The 15,308-nt window shown below is 71.0% G+C and carries 14 protein-coding genes, 1 tRNA gene and 1 pseudogene; 7 read left to right on the forward strand and 9 right to left on the reverse strand.

The window, feature by feature from the left end:
• Positions 1-90 precede the first annotated feature (90 nt).
• Positions 91-360 (reverse strand): annotated as a pseudogene (locus ACIRRU_RS28735) (transposase); the annotation flags it as partial.
• Positions 361-396: 36 nt separating this feature from the next.
• On the opposite strand from ACIRRU_RS28735, the gene ACIRRU_RS28740 reads away from it, so the two are divergent.
• A complete protein-coding gene (locus tag ACIRRU_RS28740; protein WP_403685267.1) occupies positions 397-1,023 on the forward strand; it encodes a class I SAM-dependent methyltransferase in 627 nt (208 codons plus the stop codon).
• A gap of 757 nt (positions 1,024-1,780) precedes the next feature.
• Positions 1,781-1,933 carry a hypothetical protein gene (locus ACIRRU_RS28745; RefSeq protein ID WP_403685268.1) on the forward strand — a complete coding sequence of 51 codons (153 nt, stop codon included), beginning with the start codon at positions 1,781-1,783 and terminating at the stop codon, positions 1,931-1,933.
• 120 nt (positions 1,934-2,053) lie between these two features.
• Here the strand turns inward: ACIRRU_RS28745 and ACIRRU_RS28750 are convergent.
• Positions 2,054-2,127: transfer RNA gene (locus tag ACIRRU_RS28750), tRNA-Pro, on the reverse strand.
• 127 nt (positions 2,128-2,254) lie between these two features.
• On the opposite strand from ACIRRU_RS28750, the gene ACIRRU_RS28755 reads away from it, so the two are divergent.
• Both ACIRRU_RS28755 and ACIRRU_RS28760 read left to right on the forward strand, forming a co-directional pair.
• The gene (locus ACIRRU_RS28755) at positions 2,255-2,974 is read left to right on the forward strand and encodes a transketolase (RefSeq protein WP_403685269.1); all 720 of its coding nucleotides are present in this window, start codon (positions 2,255-2,257) and stop codon (positions 2,972-2,974) included.
• 41 nt (positions 2,975-3,015) lie between these two features.
• Complete coding sequence (locus ACIRRU_RS28760) at positions 3,016-3,924, forward strand: transketolase family protein (protein WP_403685271.1); 909 nt, start codon at positions 3,016-3,018, stop codon at positions 3,922-3,924.
• Positions 3,925-4,301: 377 nt separating this feature from the next.
• Here ACIRRU_RS28760 and ACIRRU_RS28765 read toward each other — a convergent pair whose 3' ends face one another.
• Positions 4,302-4,706 (reverse strand): MmcQ/YjbR family DNA-binding protein, encoded by a 405-nt coding sequence (locus ACIRRU_RS28765; RefSeq protein WP_403685272.1) that lies wholly within the window; start codon positions 4,704-4,706, stop codon positions 4,302-4,304.
• 220 nt (positions 4,707-4,926) lie between these two features.
• On the opposite strand from ACIRRU_RS28765, the gene ACIRRU_RS28770 reads away from it, so the two are divergent.
• The gene (locus tag ACIRRU_RS28770; protein WP_403685274.1) at positions 4,927-8,424 is read left to right on the forward strand and encodes a ThuA domain-containing protein; all 3,498 of its coding nucleotides are present in this window, start codon (positions 4,927-4,929) and stop codon (positions 8,422-8,424) included.
• 26 nt (positions 8,425-8,450) lie between these two features.
• Positions 8,451-9,323 (forward strand): sugar phosphate isomerase/epimerase family protein, encoded by an 873-nt coding sequence (locus ACIRRU_RS28775; protein WP_403685276.1) that lies wholly within the window; start codon positions 8,451-8,453, stop codon positions 9,321-9,323.
• Between the two features lie 279 nt (positions 9,324-9,602).
• Here the strand turns inward: ACIRRU_RS28775 and ACIRRU_RS28780 are convergent, their stop codons facing one another.
• The 3 genes from ACIRRU_RS28780 to ACIRRU_RS28790 form a co-directional block, all read right to left on the reverse strand.
• The gene (locus ACIRRU_RS28780) at positions 9,603-10,430 is read right to left on the reverse strand and encodes an ABC transporter ATP-binding protein (RefSeq protein WP_403685277.1); all 828 of its coding nucleotides are present in this window, start codon (positions 10,428-10,430) and stop codon (positions 9,603-9,605) included.
• On the reverse strand, positions 10,427-11,446 hold the full coding sequence (locus ACIRRU_RS28785; RefSeq protein ID WP_403685278.1) for an ABC transporter substrate-binding protein: 1,020 nt from the start codon (positions 11,444-11,446) through the stop codon (positions 10,427-10,429). The genes ACIRRU_RS28780 and ACIRRU_RS28785 overlap by 4 nt, the downstream gene beginning before the upstream one ends.
• A 135-nt stretch (positions 11,447-11,581) precedes the next feature.
• Positions 11,582-12,448 carry an ABC transporter permease gene (locus ACIRRU_RS28790; protein ID WP_403685280.1) on the reverse strand — a complete coding sequence of 289 codons (867 nt, stop codon included), beginning with the start codon at positions 12,446-12,448 and terminating at the stop codon, positions 11,582-11,584.
• Positions 12,449-12,703: 255 nt separating this feature from the next.
• On the opposite strand from ACIRRU_RS28790, the gene ACIRRU_RS28795 reads away from it, so the two are divergent.
• Positions 12,704-13,726: a LacI family DNA-binding transcriptional regulator gene (locus ACIRRU_RS28795; protein WP_403685340.1), complete on the forward strand. Its 1,023-nt coding sequence runs from the start codon at positions 12,704-12,706 to the stop codon at positions 13,724-13,726.
• A gap of 28 nt (positions 13,727-13,754) precedes the next feature.
• Here ACIRRU_RS28795 and ACIRRU_RS28800 read toward each other — a convergent pair whose 3' ends face one another.
• The 3 genes from ACIRRU_RS28800 to ACIRRU_RS28810 are packed head-to-tail and all read right to left on the reverse strand — an operon-like array spanning position 13,755 to position 15,308.
• Positions 13,755-14,339: a GAF domain-containing protein gene (locus tag ACIRRU_RS28800; protein ID WP_403685282.1), complete on the reverse strand. Its 585-nt coding sequence runs from the start codon at positions 14,337-14,339 to the stop codon at positions 13,755-13,757.
• Positions 14,336-14,959, reverse strand: coding sequence for an ATP/GTP-binding protein (locus ACIRRU_RS28805; protein WP_363200052.1), 624 nt, complete (start codon positions 14,957-14,959; stop codon positions 14,336-14,338). Before ACIRRU_RS28805 ends, ACIRRU_RS28800 begins: the two co-directional genes overlap by 4 nt.
• A complete protein-coding gene (locus ACIRRU_RS28810) occupies positions 14,937-15,308 on the reverse strand; it encodes a DUF742 domain-containing protein (protein WP_363200053.1) in 372 nt (123 codons plus the stop codon). Before ACIRRU_RS28810 ends, ACIRRU_RS28805 begins: the two co-directional genes overlap by 23 nt.

Consider the following 15,308-nt stretch of genomic DNA (forward strand, 5'->3'; position numbering starts at 1 on the left):
ATCCCACAGCAGATCAGCCACCCCGCCATGCTGCCCCGGCTCACCGACTCGACGCACTCCCGTTTCCCTTGACCAAAGACATAGGGGCACCCCCCGCGCGTCATGATGGACCTGGACATGCTCCGGCAGCTTCGCCCACGTGCCATCGACCTCCCAGCGGGCGAGCCGCTCGTAGACGGTCCCCCACGGCCCATACCGCTCGGGCAGGTCGCGCCAAGGAGCCCCGGTCCGTAGCCGCCACAGCACTCCGTTGACCACCTGGCGGTGATCACGCCTCGGACGGCCCCGTCCGTCCACCTGGGGCAAAACGGGCTCTATCCGCCCCCACGCCGCATCCGTCAACTCACCTCGACCTGACACAAGATCAATTATCAGACCGGCTATAAAGTCCTGCCCGTGGTGAATCATCAGGACGAGACCAGGACGGCCTACGACGGAGTCGTCGAGCTGTACGCATCGCTGTTCGCAAACCGGCTGGAGACACAGCCTTTCTCCCGGACCATGATCGGCACCTTCGCCGAACTGGTGCGCGCGACAGGCAACCCGCGGGCAGCGGACGTCGGGTGCGGGCCTGGACATCTGACAGCCATGCTGCACGAACTGGGCCTGGACGCCTTCGGACTCGACCTCGCCCCCGGCATGATCGACCACGCCCGGCAGGCCCATCCGGCGCTGCGCTTCCAGGAGGCGCGGATGGAATCCCTGCCGATCGAGGACGCCGCCCTCGGCGGCGTACTGGCCCACTACTCAATGATCCACACCCCTCCGGGAGAACTACCGGAGCTGCTCGCCGAGCAGGCACGCGTCCTGGCGCCGGATGGCCTGCTCCTGGTCTCCTTCTTCGGGACCGACGAACAAGAACCGGTCCGCTTCGACCACAAGGTGGCGCCCGCCTACAGCTGGCCGGCGGATCGCCTCGCCGAACTGCTGGCCGACACCGGGCTCGTTCCCTTCGCCCGGCTGCTCCATCCAGCCTCCGAAAGGGGCTTCCTCGACGCCCATCTGCTGGCCCGCCGTTCGTAGGCCCTGCCCGGTAATCCCCGCCGGACGGGCGGCGCACCTCCCGATTGCCAACTCGACCGAACCTCGCTGATTGGACGGGAATTGTCAGACAGGCTCTAGGGCTCTGTCGGAGCTGGATCACCGACGAGCACAGTCGCTCCACGGTCAAGAACACCATCGCCGTCCTGGTCCGCGTCATGGAGAAGGCAGTCCGCGACGGCATCATCAAGATGAACCCCGCCCGGGTGACCGGCTGGCAGAAGCTCTGCGAGCAGGCCGACGACGAACTCCTGGACCCACGTGCACCGGCCCTGCCCGATGGGGAAACGCTCGTCGCGCTGGGCCGACGCGCTCGTGGTCACCTCCCTCGACAAGTACCGCGGCCGGGGTGGACATCTCCGCCCCGTGCACCGCCGCACGGATCGGTGAGATCTCGGGCTGCCGCGTCGGAGACATCGACACGACCCAGTGGATCTGGACCGTGCGGCGTCACACCACACCCGCGCCCGGCGGGCTGACCGACAAGGGCACCAAAGCCCGCAAGGTGCCCTTCGTCGGGGAGATACGCCCCTGCCGTCGCCCAGCGCATCCTGTCCGCCAGCCCCAATCCGGACACCCACCTGTTCACGGGCCCGCAAGGCGGCCGTATCTTCACCACCGCACTGCGCGACGCCGCACACTGGGACGACGTGGTCACAAAGCTCGGCTACGAGCTTGTGCGCCACAACGACCTCCGGCGCACACCGGACTGACCTGGTTCGCCGACGCCGGGGTGCAAGTGCGCGTCCTCCGCAGGATCGCCGGTCACGGTTCACCGACCAACGCCCAGCGTTACCTGCACCCGGACGTCCACAAGATCACGGCTGCCGAAGCGGCACTGTCGACCCACGTCAACGTGCTGCGCGCACCGCGCTCCCTGCCGAGCCCGTAGTAATGACCCGCTGACCGGTCAAGGACGCCGGACCTCCGGTTGGTCCCGACTGCTCCCCAAACTGATCAGGGGCGGCGCCGGATCTCTCCGGCGCCGCCCCTGATCTGCGACTCTCACGAGTCGGGACGACAGGATTTGAACCTGCGACCCCTTGACCCCCAGTCAAGTGCGCTACCAAGCTGCGCCACGTCCCGTTGCCCGTCTGACCTGGGGTTTCCCCCGGCCGAACGCGCATGAGAACAATACCGCACTCGGACCGATGGTCACCAACACCGTTTCCCCCTTGACCTCAACCACGGTTGATGTTGAACGCTCGGCACCATGACGAACACCACCGCCACTCCTGCCGCCTCCTCCCCCCGGACCGGCACCTTCGAGGACGCGCCACGCCTCCTCGCCCTCATGACCGGGGCCGAGAAGCACGCGCCCGCCGCCCACTCCACGCTGGACGCCCTGTGGGTCCTCTACCACCGGGTGCTCCGCGTCGCCCCCGCCACCGTCGACGACCCCGGCCGGGACCGCTTCCTGCTCTCCAAGGGGCACGGGCCGATGGCGTACTACGCCGTCCTCGCCGCACACGGGTTCTTCGACGAAGCGCTGCTGAGCGGTTTCGGGTCGTACGACTCGCCGCTCGGGCACCACCCGGACCGGCTGCTCGTCCCCGGCGCGGAGATCGGCAGCGGATCGCTCGGGCACGGGCTGCCCCTCGCCGTCGGGACGGTGCTCGGGCTGCGGGCCCAGGGGCTCACCGACCCCCGGGTGTGGGTGCTGATCGGTGACGCGGAGCTGGACGAGGGCAGCAATCACGAGGCCATCGCCCATGCGGGCCCGGCCGGTCTGGAGCAGCTGCACACGCTGGTGATCGACAACGCGTCCGCCACCCACGGCTGGCCCGGCGGGATCGCCTCCCGGTTCGCGTCCGCCGGGTGGTCCGCGGTGACCGTGGACGGCCGCGACCACGAGGCCCTGCACGTGGCCTTCACCGCACCCCACCCGGGCAGGCCGCGCGCGGTCGTCGCCCGGGTCGAGCCCAAGAGCTGACCGGCCACAGCCCGTACACCGAACCCACCGGAGGAGCCCCCATGCCCACGGACACCATGCGTGACCGCTTCATCACCACCACCTCGCGGCTTCTGGACGAGGAGCCCCGGCTGGCCGTCGTCCTCGCCGACATCAGCGCCGACGGCTTCACTCCGGCACGGCGCGCCCACCCGGACCGGGTGATCAATGTCGGGATCAGGGAGCAGCTGTTGATCGGGGCCGGAGCGGGGATGGCCCTGACCGGGATGCGGCCGATCGTGCACACCTTCGCCAGCTTCCTGGTGGAGCGCCCGTTCGAGCAGGTCAAGCTGGACTTCGGCCACCAGGGGGCGGGCGGGGTCCTGGTGAGCGCGGGCGGTTCGTACGACTGGCCCGCCGGGGGTTTCACGCATATGTCACCGGGCGACGTCGCCCTCCTGGACACGCTCGACGGCTGGACGGTCCATGTGCCGGGCCACCCCGACGAGGCCGAGGCGCTGCTGCGGGAGGCGGTGGAGGGCGACGACCGCGTGTACGTACGCCTGTCGCTCCAGACGAACCGGGGCGCGCGCCCGGTCGGCGGCGGGCAGGGCTTCACTGTCGTACGCGAGGGGCGCGGCGGGACCGTGATCGCGGTGGGCCCCCTGCTCGACAACGTCCTCGCGGCGACCGAGGGCCTGGACGTGACCGTGCTGTACGCGACGACGGTGCGGCCGTTCGACGCCGCCGGGGTGCGCCGGGCCGCCGGTGCGACGGCGGCGGCCGATGTGGTGATCGTCGAGCCGTACCTGGCGGGGACCTCGGCCGGGGTGGCGGGCGCGGCGCTCGTGGACCTGCCGCACCGGGTACTCGGCCTCGGGGTGGGCCGCGCGGAGCTGCGCCGCTACGGACAGCTGGAGGAGCATGTGGCGGCGCACGGACTGGACCCGCGAGGGCTGCGGGACCGGATCACCGGCTTCCTGCCCGGCTGACCGGCCGCACCCGTCACGACACCCGGGTAGGCGCCCCTCACGCGGGAACCGCGGCCGCCCCATCCGGGAGCCGCCCCGCGCGGGGGGCGAAGCGCCACCCGGTCAGGAGCCGCCTGCGCCGCCCGGGAGCCCAGGGCGAGCGCGCGGGCCTCGTCGGGCGCCTCAGGCCGAAGCGCCCGCGCCGTACGGCTGGCCGCAGCCGTACCGCTGCGTCCGCGCCGTACGGCTGTAGACCGCAGCGTCCGCGCCGTACGGGAGCCTGCGGCCGACGCGCACGGCCCCTGCCACCGCGCGGCGCGGGTACGGGCCCCCACCGCACCGCGGCCACAGCTCACCGCGCGGCACGCCCGCCGCGCGGCACGCCCGCCACACCCCCCTCAGCCCCCGCTCCCCTCCCCCGGCCCATCCAGCTCCGGATGGGCGGCCGCCAAGCGGGGCGGGGCCACCTGCCGCCAGGCGTCGGTCAGGATGGCGGTCAGCTCCCCGGCGTCCTCCAGCGCGGCCAGCCGGACCCGCATCCAGGCGTAGTGGTCGTCGTGGCCCTCCTTCACGAAGAACTTCTCCGGCTCGGCGGCGATCAGCTCCGCCCGGTCCTCCCTCGGGCACTTCACGCCCATCACCGTGTCGTCGTCCCCGAGCGAGGCGAAGATCCTGCCCGCCACCCGGAAGGTGGGCTGCCCCCAGGCGAGCTTCTCGGTGGTGTCGGGCAGGGACAGCGCGGTGGAGCGCACGTCGGCGGCGGTCGGGGCGGGGCCGTCGCCGCTGGGGCTGCTGGTGGTCATCCCGGTCTCCGATCCGGCGGACCCGGCGACCGTCGCCGGGATTCGACCGTAACGCCCGGCACCGACATCCACCGCCCAAACGGACCCGTCCCGCTTCCGAACCGGCGTGCCCCGCAGACCCATTGACCCCGCCCGAACCGTGAACCTACTCTGAACGGCGAACTTCAGAAAGCGCTTTCTACACCCCCAGAGCCGGCATCTACCGCACAGGGAGCGCCCCATGAAACGCCGTTCGTCACGCAGAGCCGCCCGCACGGGCCGCCCACGCGGTCCCTCCCCCCTCATCGCACTCACCTCTCTGCTGGCCATGGTCCTGGCTTTGCTGGTGGCGGCACCGCCGGGCGCGCAGGCGGCGGCGTCCTTCCGGGTGCTGGTCTACTCCGAGGTCACCAACTCCGACCACCCCTCGATCCCGGCCGGGATCGAGGCCGTGCGGAAGCTCGGCGCCGAGCACGGCTTCGAGGTGGAGGCCACGGCCGACTCCTCGGTCTTCAACGACGCCGACCTCGGCCGGTTCCAGGCGGTCGTCTTCAACAACACCAACTCCACACCGGAGACGGGCGACTTGCTCAACGCCGAGGAGCGGGCCGCCCTCCAGCGGTACATCCGCGCGGGTGGCGGCTGGGTCGGGCTGCACTCCGCGTCCGCCAGCGAGCGCGACTGGGAGTGGTACGAGGGTCTGGTGGGCGCGATCTTCGACAAGCACCCCGTCCCGCAGACCGGGCGGATCAAGGTGCTGGACCGCACGCACCCCTCCACCAAGCACCTCCCCGACCTGTGGGAGCGTCAGGAGGAGTGGTACAACTGGCGCGCCAACCCCACCTCCAAGGTGCACACCCTGGCGCAGATCAAGGTGCGTGACGGTGTCGACGGTCTCGACGAGGGCGTGGACCACCCGTTCTCGTGGTGCCAGAACTACGACGGCGGCCGCTCCTGGTACACGGCGGGCGGGCACGACAAGGCCGCCTTCCAGGAGGAGGGCTTCGTCCAGCACCTGCTCGGCGGTATCCAGTGGGCGGCGGGCGCGGCGGAGGGCGACTGCACGGCGACGCGCACCGGCTCCTTCCAGCGGACCCCGCTCGCCACGAGCGATCTGGCCGACCCCTTCGAACTGGCCGTCGCCCCCGACCGCCGGGTGTTCTTCGCCCAGCGGACCGGGAAGCTGAAGGTCATCGACCAGCGGACCATGAAGGTCTCGACGGCGCTGGACTTCGCGTACACCCCGGAGATGACCAGCCAGTCCGACGGGCTGCTGGGGCTCACGCTGGACCCGGACTTCGCGGAGAACAACTGGCTGTACCTGCTCTACTCCGACAAGACCGAGAAGCGGCTGAACCTGTCCCGCTTCACGGTGGACGGCGACACCGTGGACGAGGCGTCGGAGAAGCGGCTGCTGACCGTTCCGACGCTGCGGGGCGAGGGCCGGGCCAACTCGCACATGGCCGGTTCGCTCACGTTCGACAAGGACGGCAACCTGTACGCGGCCACCGGCGACAACACCGACCCGTTCGCCTCGGACGGCTTCACCCCGATCGACGAGGGCGAGGGCCGTCGGGCCTGGGACGCGCAGATGACCGCGGGCAACACCAACGACCTGCGCGGCAAGATCCTGCGGATCACCCCCAAGGACGACGGGACGTACTCCGTACCGGAGGGGAACCTCTTCGCTCCCGGCACGGACAGGACGCTGCCAGAGATCTACGCGATGGGTATGCGCAACCCGTTCCGCATCACCACCGATCCGCTCAGCGGGGCCCTGATGGTCGCGGACTACGGCCCCGACGCCCGTGCGGCGAAGGCGGACCGGGGCCCCGAGGGGACCGTGGAGTACACCCGTATCACCGAGGCCGGAAACTTCGGCTGGCCCTACTGCGTCGGGGACAACACCCCGTTCAACGACTACGACTTCCAGAAGAAGGAGTCCGGCCCGAAGTTCGACTGCGCGGCCCCCGTCAACGACTCGCCGAACAACACCGGGCTGCGCGAACTGCCGGCCGCCCAGCCGGCCACGGTCTGGTACGCCTACTCCGCGTCCGAGGATTTCCCGGAGCTGGGCACCGGGGGCGGCGGTCCGATGAGCGGTCCCGTCTACGACTACGACCCGGACAACACCTACCGCACCAAGTTCCCCGCGTACTTCGAGGGCAAGGCGTTCCACTACGAGCTCACGCGGCGGTGGTTCAAGACGTTCTCGTTCCAGGGCGAGGACCAGTCCTTCACCGACCCCCGGTTCGACCCGGTGAAGAAGGGCGACCTGCTCTCCATCAACGGGATCTTCGAGGACATGGAGTGGAACCAGCCCTTCGACGCGGAGTTCGGTCCTGACGGGGCTCTGTACGTGATCGACTTCGGGCTCGGCAGCGGCACCGGCCGGGGCGGGAGCAACGAGGGTTCGGGGATCTACCGGATCGACTACGTCGGTGACGGACGGCTGCCCGACGCGAAGATCTCCGTCGACCGGGACAGCGGTCCGGACCCGCTGACGGTGGAGTTCTCCAGCGAGGGTTCCGGGCTGCCCGGAGACCAACCCATCACCTTTGCCTGGGACTTCGACGGAGACGGGACCACCGACTCGACGGAGGCCAACCCCTCGCACACGTACACCGCGAAGGGGCTGCACACGGCCCGGCTCACCGTGACCGGACCCGGTGAACTGACGGCGCTCGCCGTGCAGGACATCGTCGTCGGCAACACCCGGCCCGAGGTGAGCATCCAACAGCCTCCGGACGGCGGGATGTTCAGCTTCGGTGACACGATCCCCTTCACGGTGGAGGTGAAGGACGCGGAGGACGGGAAGGACGGTCCGATCGACTGCTCGCGCGTGGTGGTGCAGTCGCAGCTCGGCCACGACACCCATCTGCACCCGCTGGACAACTACACCGGCTGCACCGGGGAGATCGTCACGGACGCCGGGGACAGCCACGGCCCCGGCCAGAACCTGTACTACGGGATCACCGCGCAGTACGAGGACAAGGGCGCACCGGACGCGCCGCAGCTGACCGGCTCCACCTCGCTGACCCTGCGCACCTCCTACCGGGAGGCGGAGCACCACATCGGAACGGGCGGCGACAACGGCGGTGCGGAGGTGGCCGGCCGGGCCGACGCGGCGGGCGGCAAGCGGCTGATCGAGATCGAGGACGGCGACTGGGTCGCCTTCGACCCGGTGCACCTCGAGGGCGTCGACTCGGTGACGGTCGGGGCTTCCTCGGGCGGACTCGGCGGCACGGTCGAGTTCCGGGCCGGCTCCCCCACCGGTGAGCTGCTGGGCTCGGTGACCGTGCCCGCCACCGGCGGCTGGGACAAGCTCGTCTCCCCGACGACGGAGCTCAAGGACCCGGGCGGGACGACGAAGTTGTACGTGGTCTTCACCAACCCCGAGTGGGACACGGGCAAGGCCGACCTGCTCTCGCTCGACTGGCTGCACTTCAACGGGCCCGGCGTGGAGAAGGCGGACGGCACGCAGGTGACGGTGGAGGCCGAACCCTCCTCGGGCACCGCCCCGTCGACCGTGCGGCTGACCGGCACCGTCGAACCGGCGGCGGACCGCACGATCGCCTCGTACCACTGGGACTTCGGCGACAACACCAAGCCGTCGGGGCCCGAGGGCGCGACGGCCACGCACAGCTACGCCCGCAAGGGGGCCTACACCGCCCACCTGACGGTGACCGACGACAAGGGCGACACCACCACCGGCGCCGTGCGCGTCGACGTCCGATGAGGAGGGGTGAGATGAGGAGGCGTGAGATGGGAGGCGGAACGGTGAACGGAACCCGAAGAGCCTTTCTCGGTACGGCGTTGGGGGCGGCGGCCGCCGTCGGCCTGGCCGGCACTCCGGCGAGCGCGGCCGGACGGCGTGGCTGCCGCCGCATCCCGCCGTCCGGGATCGGCATGCACCTGTACACCATGCGGACGCCGCTGGCGGCGGACTTCGCGGGGACGCTGGGGCGGTTGGCGGAGATCGGCTACGCCACGGTCGGCGTCAGCGGCCGGCACGGCAACTCCCCCGCCGCCATCCGGCAGATGCTGGACGCCGTCCGGCTCAAGGCGGTCCTGGAGCACGTCGGCTACGACATCGTGACCGGCTCCGGGCTGCCGCAGGCGCTGGAAGACGTCCACACGCTCGGCGGGCAGTGGATCGTGGTGCCGAGTCTGCCCGGTTCGCTGCACTCGCCGGAGGGATACCGGGAGGTGGCACGGCAGTTCAACCGGGCGGGGCTGGCCGCCCGGGAGTCCGGGCTGAAGCTGCTTTACCATAACCACGGCAGCGACCACGAGGTCGTGGACGGCGTCAGCCTGTACGACATCCTGCTCGCCGAGACCGATCCGGAGCTGGTCGGCTTCGAACTGGACCTCTACTGGGCGGCCGAGGGCGGTTCGTCCGACCCGGGCGAACTCTTCATCCGCCACCCGGGCCGCTTCCCGGCTCTCCATGTGAAGGACATGGCGCCGAACGGAGACTTCGCGGACGTCGGGTCGGGCATTCTCGACTTCCCGGCGATGTTCGACACCGCACGGCAGGGCGGGGTCGAGCAGTGGCTGGTGGAGCACGACGCCCCGGCCGACCCCTTCGCCTCCGCACGGACCAGCTACCGGTATCTGTCCCAGCTGCGCTACTGAGCTGAGGTCCGAGTGCCACGGTCCGGCCCCGGGGGAGCGTCCGCCCCGGGGCCGGACCCGCGTCCGGCACACCGTCGCCCGCCCGCCCGCCGAGCGAAGGAGGCCGAGCGGGGCGAAGGAAGCGGGGAACCCCGCGGAGCAAGGCGGTCGGCGGAAGCCGCCGGAGCGGGATCGACCGGGGGGGGGAAGCCGCCGGAGCGGCTCCACGGCCGAGCGGTGCGGGCCGCCCGGGGCACTGTGCCCCGGGCGGCCCGCACCGCCGTTTCCCCGCTCCCGGTCTCAGTCGTGCGCGGACACCGCCCCGAGCAGGTCGCGGATGTGCGCCGTGGCCGCACGGAACTCCGGGCGGCCGAGGGTCTCGCTGTAGTCCCGCTCCGCCGGGAGGCCCACCTCGATGATCTCCGTGACCGTGCCGGGGCGCGGGCTCATCACCACCACCCGGTCCGCCAGGTAGACGGCCTCCGAGATCGAGTGGGTGACCAGGAGGACCGTGGTGCCGGTGGTGCGCCAGATCCGGTTCAGCTCGGTGTTCATCTGCTCGCGGGTGAGGGCGTCCAGCGCGCCGAACGGCTCGTCCATCAGCAGAACCGGCGGCTCGTGCAGCAACGCCCGGCAGAGCGCGACGCGTTGCTGCATACCGCCGGAGAGTTCATGCGGATAGGCGTCCTCGAACCCGCTCAGCCCGGTCATCCGGACCAGCTCGTCGGCGCGGCCGCGGGCCTGGGCCGGGTTCATCCGGCGGATCTCCGCCTGGAGCAGGATGTTGCGCAGCGCCGAGCGCCACTCCAGCAGGGCCGCGCGCTGGAACACGTAACCGATGTCGTGCCGGGGGCCGGTGACCCGTTCGCCGCCGAGCAGGACCTCGCCCGAGGAGGCGGTGAGCAGCCCCGCGACCAGCTTGAGGAGGGTGGACTTGCCGCACCCCGAGGGGCCGACGATGGCCACGAACTCCCCCGGGGCCACGTCCAGTGAGACATCGCTGAGTGCGGTGACATCGCGCTTCTTGCTGCGGAAGCGCACCGCCACGTCCGCGAGCCGCACGGCCGCGGCCGGACCCGCGCCGGGGACGGCGTCGCGCGGTGTCGTCTGCTGCTTCGGCATGGTCATCCCTTCAGCGCCGTCTTGGTGTCCCAGTACGCGTCCACGGCCTTCGGTGAGTTGACCATGCCCGCCTCGGCGAACACGTCGATGGTCTGCTGCCAGTCGGCCTCGGTGTTGACGCCGGGCGCCTTTCCCTCGGTCGCGTCGGTGTGCAGCAGGGTCAGCGTCGTCTTGAACTGCTCGGACAGCACGGTTTTCGGGGGCAGTTGCTCGGAGGCACCCTCCATTGCCGCGACCGCCGGTCCGGCGGCCTTGGCGGCTGCGGCCCAGGACTCGCTCACGGCCTTCACCATCCGTTCGGCGACTTCCGGCTTGGCGGCGAGGATCCGCTGCCCGGCGAGGAGACCGTTGGAGTAGAAGTTCAGGCCGTGTTCGGAGAACCGGAGGTAGGAGACGGGCTTCTTCGCCTTGTCCTGCATGGTCGGGCCCTGGTCGCTGGCGTATCCCAGCAGCCCGTCGGTCTTTCCGGAGATCACGGCGGCGATCTTGCCCGCCGGGTCGGTGTTCTGGACGGTGACGTCCGAGTCGCCGATGCCGTTCTTCTTGAGGAAGATCGGGAAGGTCTTCGACAGCGCGTCCCCCGCCGTCCCGGCGATCGTCCGCCCCTTCAGGTCGGCGGGCGCTTCGATGCCCTGGGCGTCGAAGAACTGCACCGAGGCCGGGGTGGTCTGGAGGAAGACGCCGAGGCTCTTGACCTTGACGCCCTGGTCGACGCCCGCGAGCAGGGCCGGGGTGTCCGCCCAGCCGAAGTCGGTCTGCCCGGCGGCGGTCGCCTGGACGGTCTTCTGGGAGCCCTGGCCCGCCCGGATGTCCAGGTCGATCCCGTGCTTCTCGAAGATCTTCTCCTGCTTGCCGTAGTAGAACGGCGCGTGTTCACCGTACGGATACCAGTTGAGCGTCAGGGTCACCTTGTCGAGCTTCTTGCCGGAGTCGCTGGTGGAGGTCGACGACTCCTCCCCGCCGCAGGCGGTGGCCACCAGGACGAGGGGGACGACACCGATCAGGAGTCTGCGCGCATGCATGGGATGGCCCTTCTCGCGACGGGGAACGAGGAACGAGGTCGGTGGTGACGGCGGCAGTCGGTGCGTTCCGGTGCCGGTGAGCGGGAGGTGGCAAGGGGGGCGGGGCGGCAGGGGGCAGGGGTGCCAGGGGGCCGCTCAGAACGTGGTGGTGGCCGAGGACTCGCGGCGGCTGGCGTGCCACGGCAGGAGCAGCTTCTCGGCGATCTCGACCACGACGAACAGCACGACGCCGATCAGCGACATCACCAGCAGCCCCGCGAAGAGCATCGGGGTGTCGAGGTTGCCGTTGGCCTGGAGGATCACATAGCCGAGGCCCTCGTTCGCCCCGACGAACTCGCCGACCACCGCTCCGGTCACCGCGAGGGTGACCGCCACCTTGAGGCCGGAGAACAGGTGCGGCAGGGAGGCCGGGAAGCGGATCTTGACGAAGGTCTGCCAGGGCTTGGCGCCCATGGTCGCGGAGAGTTGCAGCATCTCCGGGTCGACGGCCTTGAGACCTGTGACCATCGAGATCACCACGGGGAAGAAGGCGATGAGCACGGCGATGAGGATCTTGGGCGCGATGCCGAACCCGAGCCACACCACGAACAGCGGGGCGATGGCGATCTTCGGCACGACCTGGGCGAAGAGCAGGATGGGATAGAGCGTGCGCTCCACGGTGGAGGAGTACACCATCACCACCGCCGCCAGCACCCCGACGACCACGGCGATGGCGAAGCCGAGGAGCGTCTCGTACGTCGTCACCCAGCTGTGCTCCCAGAGGTAACCGGCCTTCGAGGTGATGACGTCGAGCGTCGCGCCGGGCGACGGCACGAGATACGCCTCGACCAGTTCGGCCGCCGCGATCACCCACCAGATCACGAGCACGGCCAACAGCAGGACGACCGGCCGCCAGCTCTGCTCGGCCGCACGGGCCAGCCGTTCGGCCGCGGTGGGCCCGGCCCGGCGGGCCACCCCGGCGACGGGGGCCGGGCTCTTGGTGGTGGTCGCGCTCTGGCTCACGGTGAACTCCCTGTGCCTCGCGGGTAGTTGTGGAGAGCTGTGCGATCCTGCGATGCTGCGGGCCCTACCGTGAAGGCGCTTTCAGAAAGCGCTTTCTGGTAAGGTGCCGCCACGCTAATGACTGCTCCCGCGCACGGTCAATAGGTCGTCCCGAAGTTTCGGGGCCCTGCCACCACCGCACCCCTGGGGGTCGAGTTGAGTGAACGGGAAACACCGGTCCACCCCGAGCTGCGCCGACGGGCCCCCGCCCCCCATGTGACGCTCGACGCGGTCGCGCGCGAGGCGGGCGTCTCCCTCGCCACCGCGTCCCGCGCGCTCAACGGCACCACCCGGGTCCGGGACGATCTGCGCGGCCGGGTCCGCGCGGCCGCCGATCTCCTCGGGTACATCCCCAATGCCCACGCGCAGGCGCTCGCGAGCGCCGAGGGCAACCGTACGGTGGGGCTCATCTGCCACGACGTGGGCGACCCCTACTTCGCGGGGATCGCCAGCGGGGTGATGCGCGCGGCCGCCGAGCAGGACCTGCTGGTGATGCTCGCCTCCACCTTCCGGGAACCGGCGCGGGAGATCGCGTACGTCTCGATGCTGCGGGCCCAGCGGGCGCGGGCCATCCTGCTGATCGGCTCCGGTTTCCAGGACCGGACCTGGGAGCGGGCGATGGGCGCGGAGCTGGAGCCGTACGTCCGAGCGGGCGGCCGGGTCGCCGTGGTCAGCCGCCACCGGAACATGCGGGTGGACACCGTGCAGCCGGAGAACCGGGCCGGGGCGGCCGCGTTGGCGAAGGCGCTGGTGGCGCTCGGCCACCGGCACTTCGCCGTGCTCACCGGACCGCCCGAACTGACCACGGTGGCCGACCGGTTGGCGGGGTTCCGGGAAGGTCTCGCCGGGGCGGGCATCGCCCTGGGACGGGTGGTGCCGGGCGCGTTCACCCGGGAGGGCGGCCACACGGCGACGCGACAGCTGCTGGCCGCTCCGGGGCCACGGCCGACCTGTGTGTTCGCGGTGACGGATGTGATGGCGGTCGGCGCGCTGGCCGCCCTGCGGGAGGCCGGGGTGCGGGTGCCCGAGGAGATGTCGCTCGCGGGGTTCGACGACATCCCCGTCGTACGGGAGCTGTCGCCGCCGCTGACCACGGTGGCGCTGCCGCTCACGGAGATGGGCGAGCAGGTGATGGCTCTCGCGTTGCGGACGCCGTCGGGGACGGGGCGCTCCCGGGTGCTGCGGATCGAGGGGGACGTGGTGCTGCGGGGCAGCACCTGTGCGCCGCGCGGGAGTTGACCGCTCGCTCCCCCGACCGGACGGGCTCTCACAGAGGGTGGGGGGCCTCCCGGTGGTCGATCTGCCGGACCAGTTCCCGGGCGAGGGACTTGATGGTGTCGAGCCCGGCCCGGCCCCAGGGGCGCGGCACGGTGTCGACGGCGCAGACGGTGCCGAGCGCGATCCCGGTGCGGTCGATCAGCGGCGCCCCGAGGTAGGAGCGGACGCCTATCTCGTCGACCACCGGATTCCCGGCGAAGCGCGGGTAGTCGCAGACGTCTTCCAGGACGAGGGCCTTGCGCCGGACCAGGACGTGCGGGCAGTAGCCGTGGTCGCGGGCCATGTAGCGGCCGGAGCGGCTGCTGCCCGCGGCGGTGGCCCCGAGGTCCCGGCCGTTGCGGTTGCCCGCCGGGGTGTGCAGTCCGGCGAAGAACTGGCGGTTCTCGTCGATGAAGTTGACCATCGAGAAGGGGGCCGCGGTGGCGTCGGCCACCTTGTCGGCGAAGGCGTCGAAGCTGTCGAAGGTGGCGTCGGGGCGCTCCACGAGATCCAGCTTGCGCAGTCGCCGCACACGGGCCGGACCGTGCCGGTCGGTGGGCGTCAGCAGCATCCGGCCGGCGGCGAAGGATGTCACGGGTGGGCTCCGAAGGTCTGGAGTGGGGCGGGCGCCGATGTGGCGTTGATGAGGTGCTGGACGAGGGTGACCAGGGCGCCCGTTCCGGAGCTGGCGATCCGGGCGTCGCACAGGACGACCGGCACCTCGGGACCGAGGTCGAGCGCGGCGCGGATCTCGTCGGGCTCGTAGCGGTAGGCCCCGTCGAACTCGTTGACGGCGACGATGAATCCGATGCCGCGCCGCTCGAAGAAGTCCACGGCGGCGAAGCACTCAGCGAGCCGCCGGGTGTCGGCGAGCACCACGGCGCCGAGGGCGCCCTGGGACAGTTCGTCCCACATGAACCAGAAACGCTCCTGGCCCGGCGTCCCGAACAGGTACAGCACATGCTGTTCGGACAGGGTGATGCGGCCGAAGTCCATGGCGACGGTGGTGGCCGTCTTGGCCTCGACCCCCTCCAGGCTGTCGGTCCCCACGCTGACCTGGGTCAGCAGCTCCTCGGTGCTCAGCGGCGCGATCTCGCTGACGGCGCCCACGAAGGTCGTCTTGCCGACGCCGAATCCGCCGGCGACCAGAACCTTGAGGGCCACGGGAAAGAACTCGGAGGTTCCGGTGCGGTCAGAGCTGTCGTCGTAAACCATCGAGCACTGCCTCCAGCAGGGATCGGTCGGTGGGCATGTCGTGAAAAGCGGGGGCGTGCGCGGTGACCGCTCCGCAGGCGACCAGGTCGGAGAGGATGACCTTGGCGACAGCCGCGGGCAGCCGGAGGTGTGCGGCGATCTCGGCGACGGACATCGGCCCGTCGCACAGTCCGAGGGCCACGGTGTGCTCCGGGCCGAGCGGGATGTCCGGTTCGATGCCGGTGGCCATGATCAGCGACAGCAGGTCGAACTCGGTGGACGGCCGGGTCCGGCCGTTGCTGACGGTGTACGGGCGGATGAGCCGGCCGGCCGCGTCGTCGAGCAGGGGCCCGTCCTGCGGGGCCGGCAT

Source organism: Streptomyces sp. NPDC101181 (genome assembly GCF_044767975.1).
Taxonomy (GTDB): Bacteria; Actinomycetota; Actinomycetes; order Streptomycetales; family Streptomycetaceae; genus Streptomyces.

Excerpts from the sequence above, each read along its gene's own strand:
- ACIRRU_RS28755 (WP_403685269.1), top strand. The coding sequence starts at position 2,255 with ATGACGAACACCACCGCCACTCCTGCCGCCTCCTCCCCCCGGACCGGC.
- ACIRRU_RS28760 (WP_403685271.1), top strand. The coding sequence starts at position 3,016 with ATGCCCACGGACACCATGCGTGACCGCTTCATCACCACCACCTCGCGG.
- ACIRRU_RS28765 (WP_403685272.1), bottom strand. The coding sequence starts at position 4,706 with ATGACCACCAGCAGCCCCAGCGGCGACGGCCCCGCCCCGACCGCCGCC.
- ACIRRU_RS28770 (WP_403685274.1), top strand. The coding sequence starts at position 4,927 with ATGAAACGCCGTTCGTCACGCAGAGCCGCCCGCACGGGCCGCCCACGC.
- ACIRRU_RS28775 (WP_403685276.1), top strand. The coding sequence starts at position 8,451 with ATGGGAGGCGGAACGGTGAACGGAACCCGAAGAGCCTTTCTCGGTACG.
- ACIRRU_RS28780 (WP_403685277.1), bottom strand. The coding sequence starts at position 10,430 with ATGACCATGCCGAAGCAGCAGACGACACCGCGCGACGCCGTCCCCGGC.
- ACIRRU_RS28785 (WP_403685278.1), bottom strand. The coding sequence starts at position 11,446 with ATGCATGCGCGCAGACTCCTGATCGGTGTCGTCCCCCTCGTCCTGGTG.
- ACIRRU_RS28805 (WP_363200052.1), bottom strand. The coding sequence starts at position 14,959 with ATGGTTTACGACGACAGCTCTGACCGCACCGGAACCTCCGAGTTCTTT.
- ACIRRU_RS28810 (WP_363200053.1), bottom strand. The coding sequence starts at position 15,308 with ATGCCGGCCCCGCAGGACGGGCCCCTGCTCGACGACGCGGCCGGCCGG.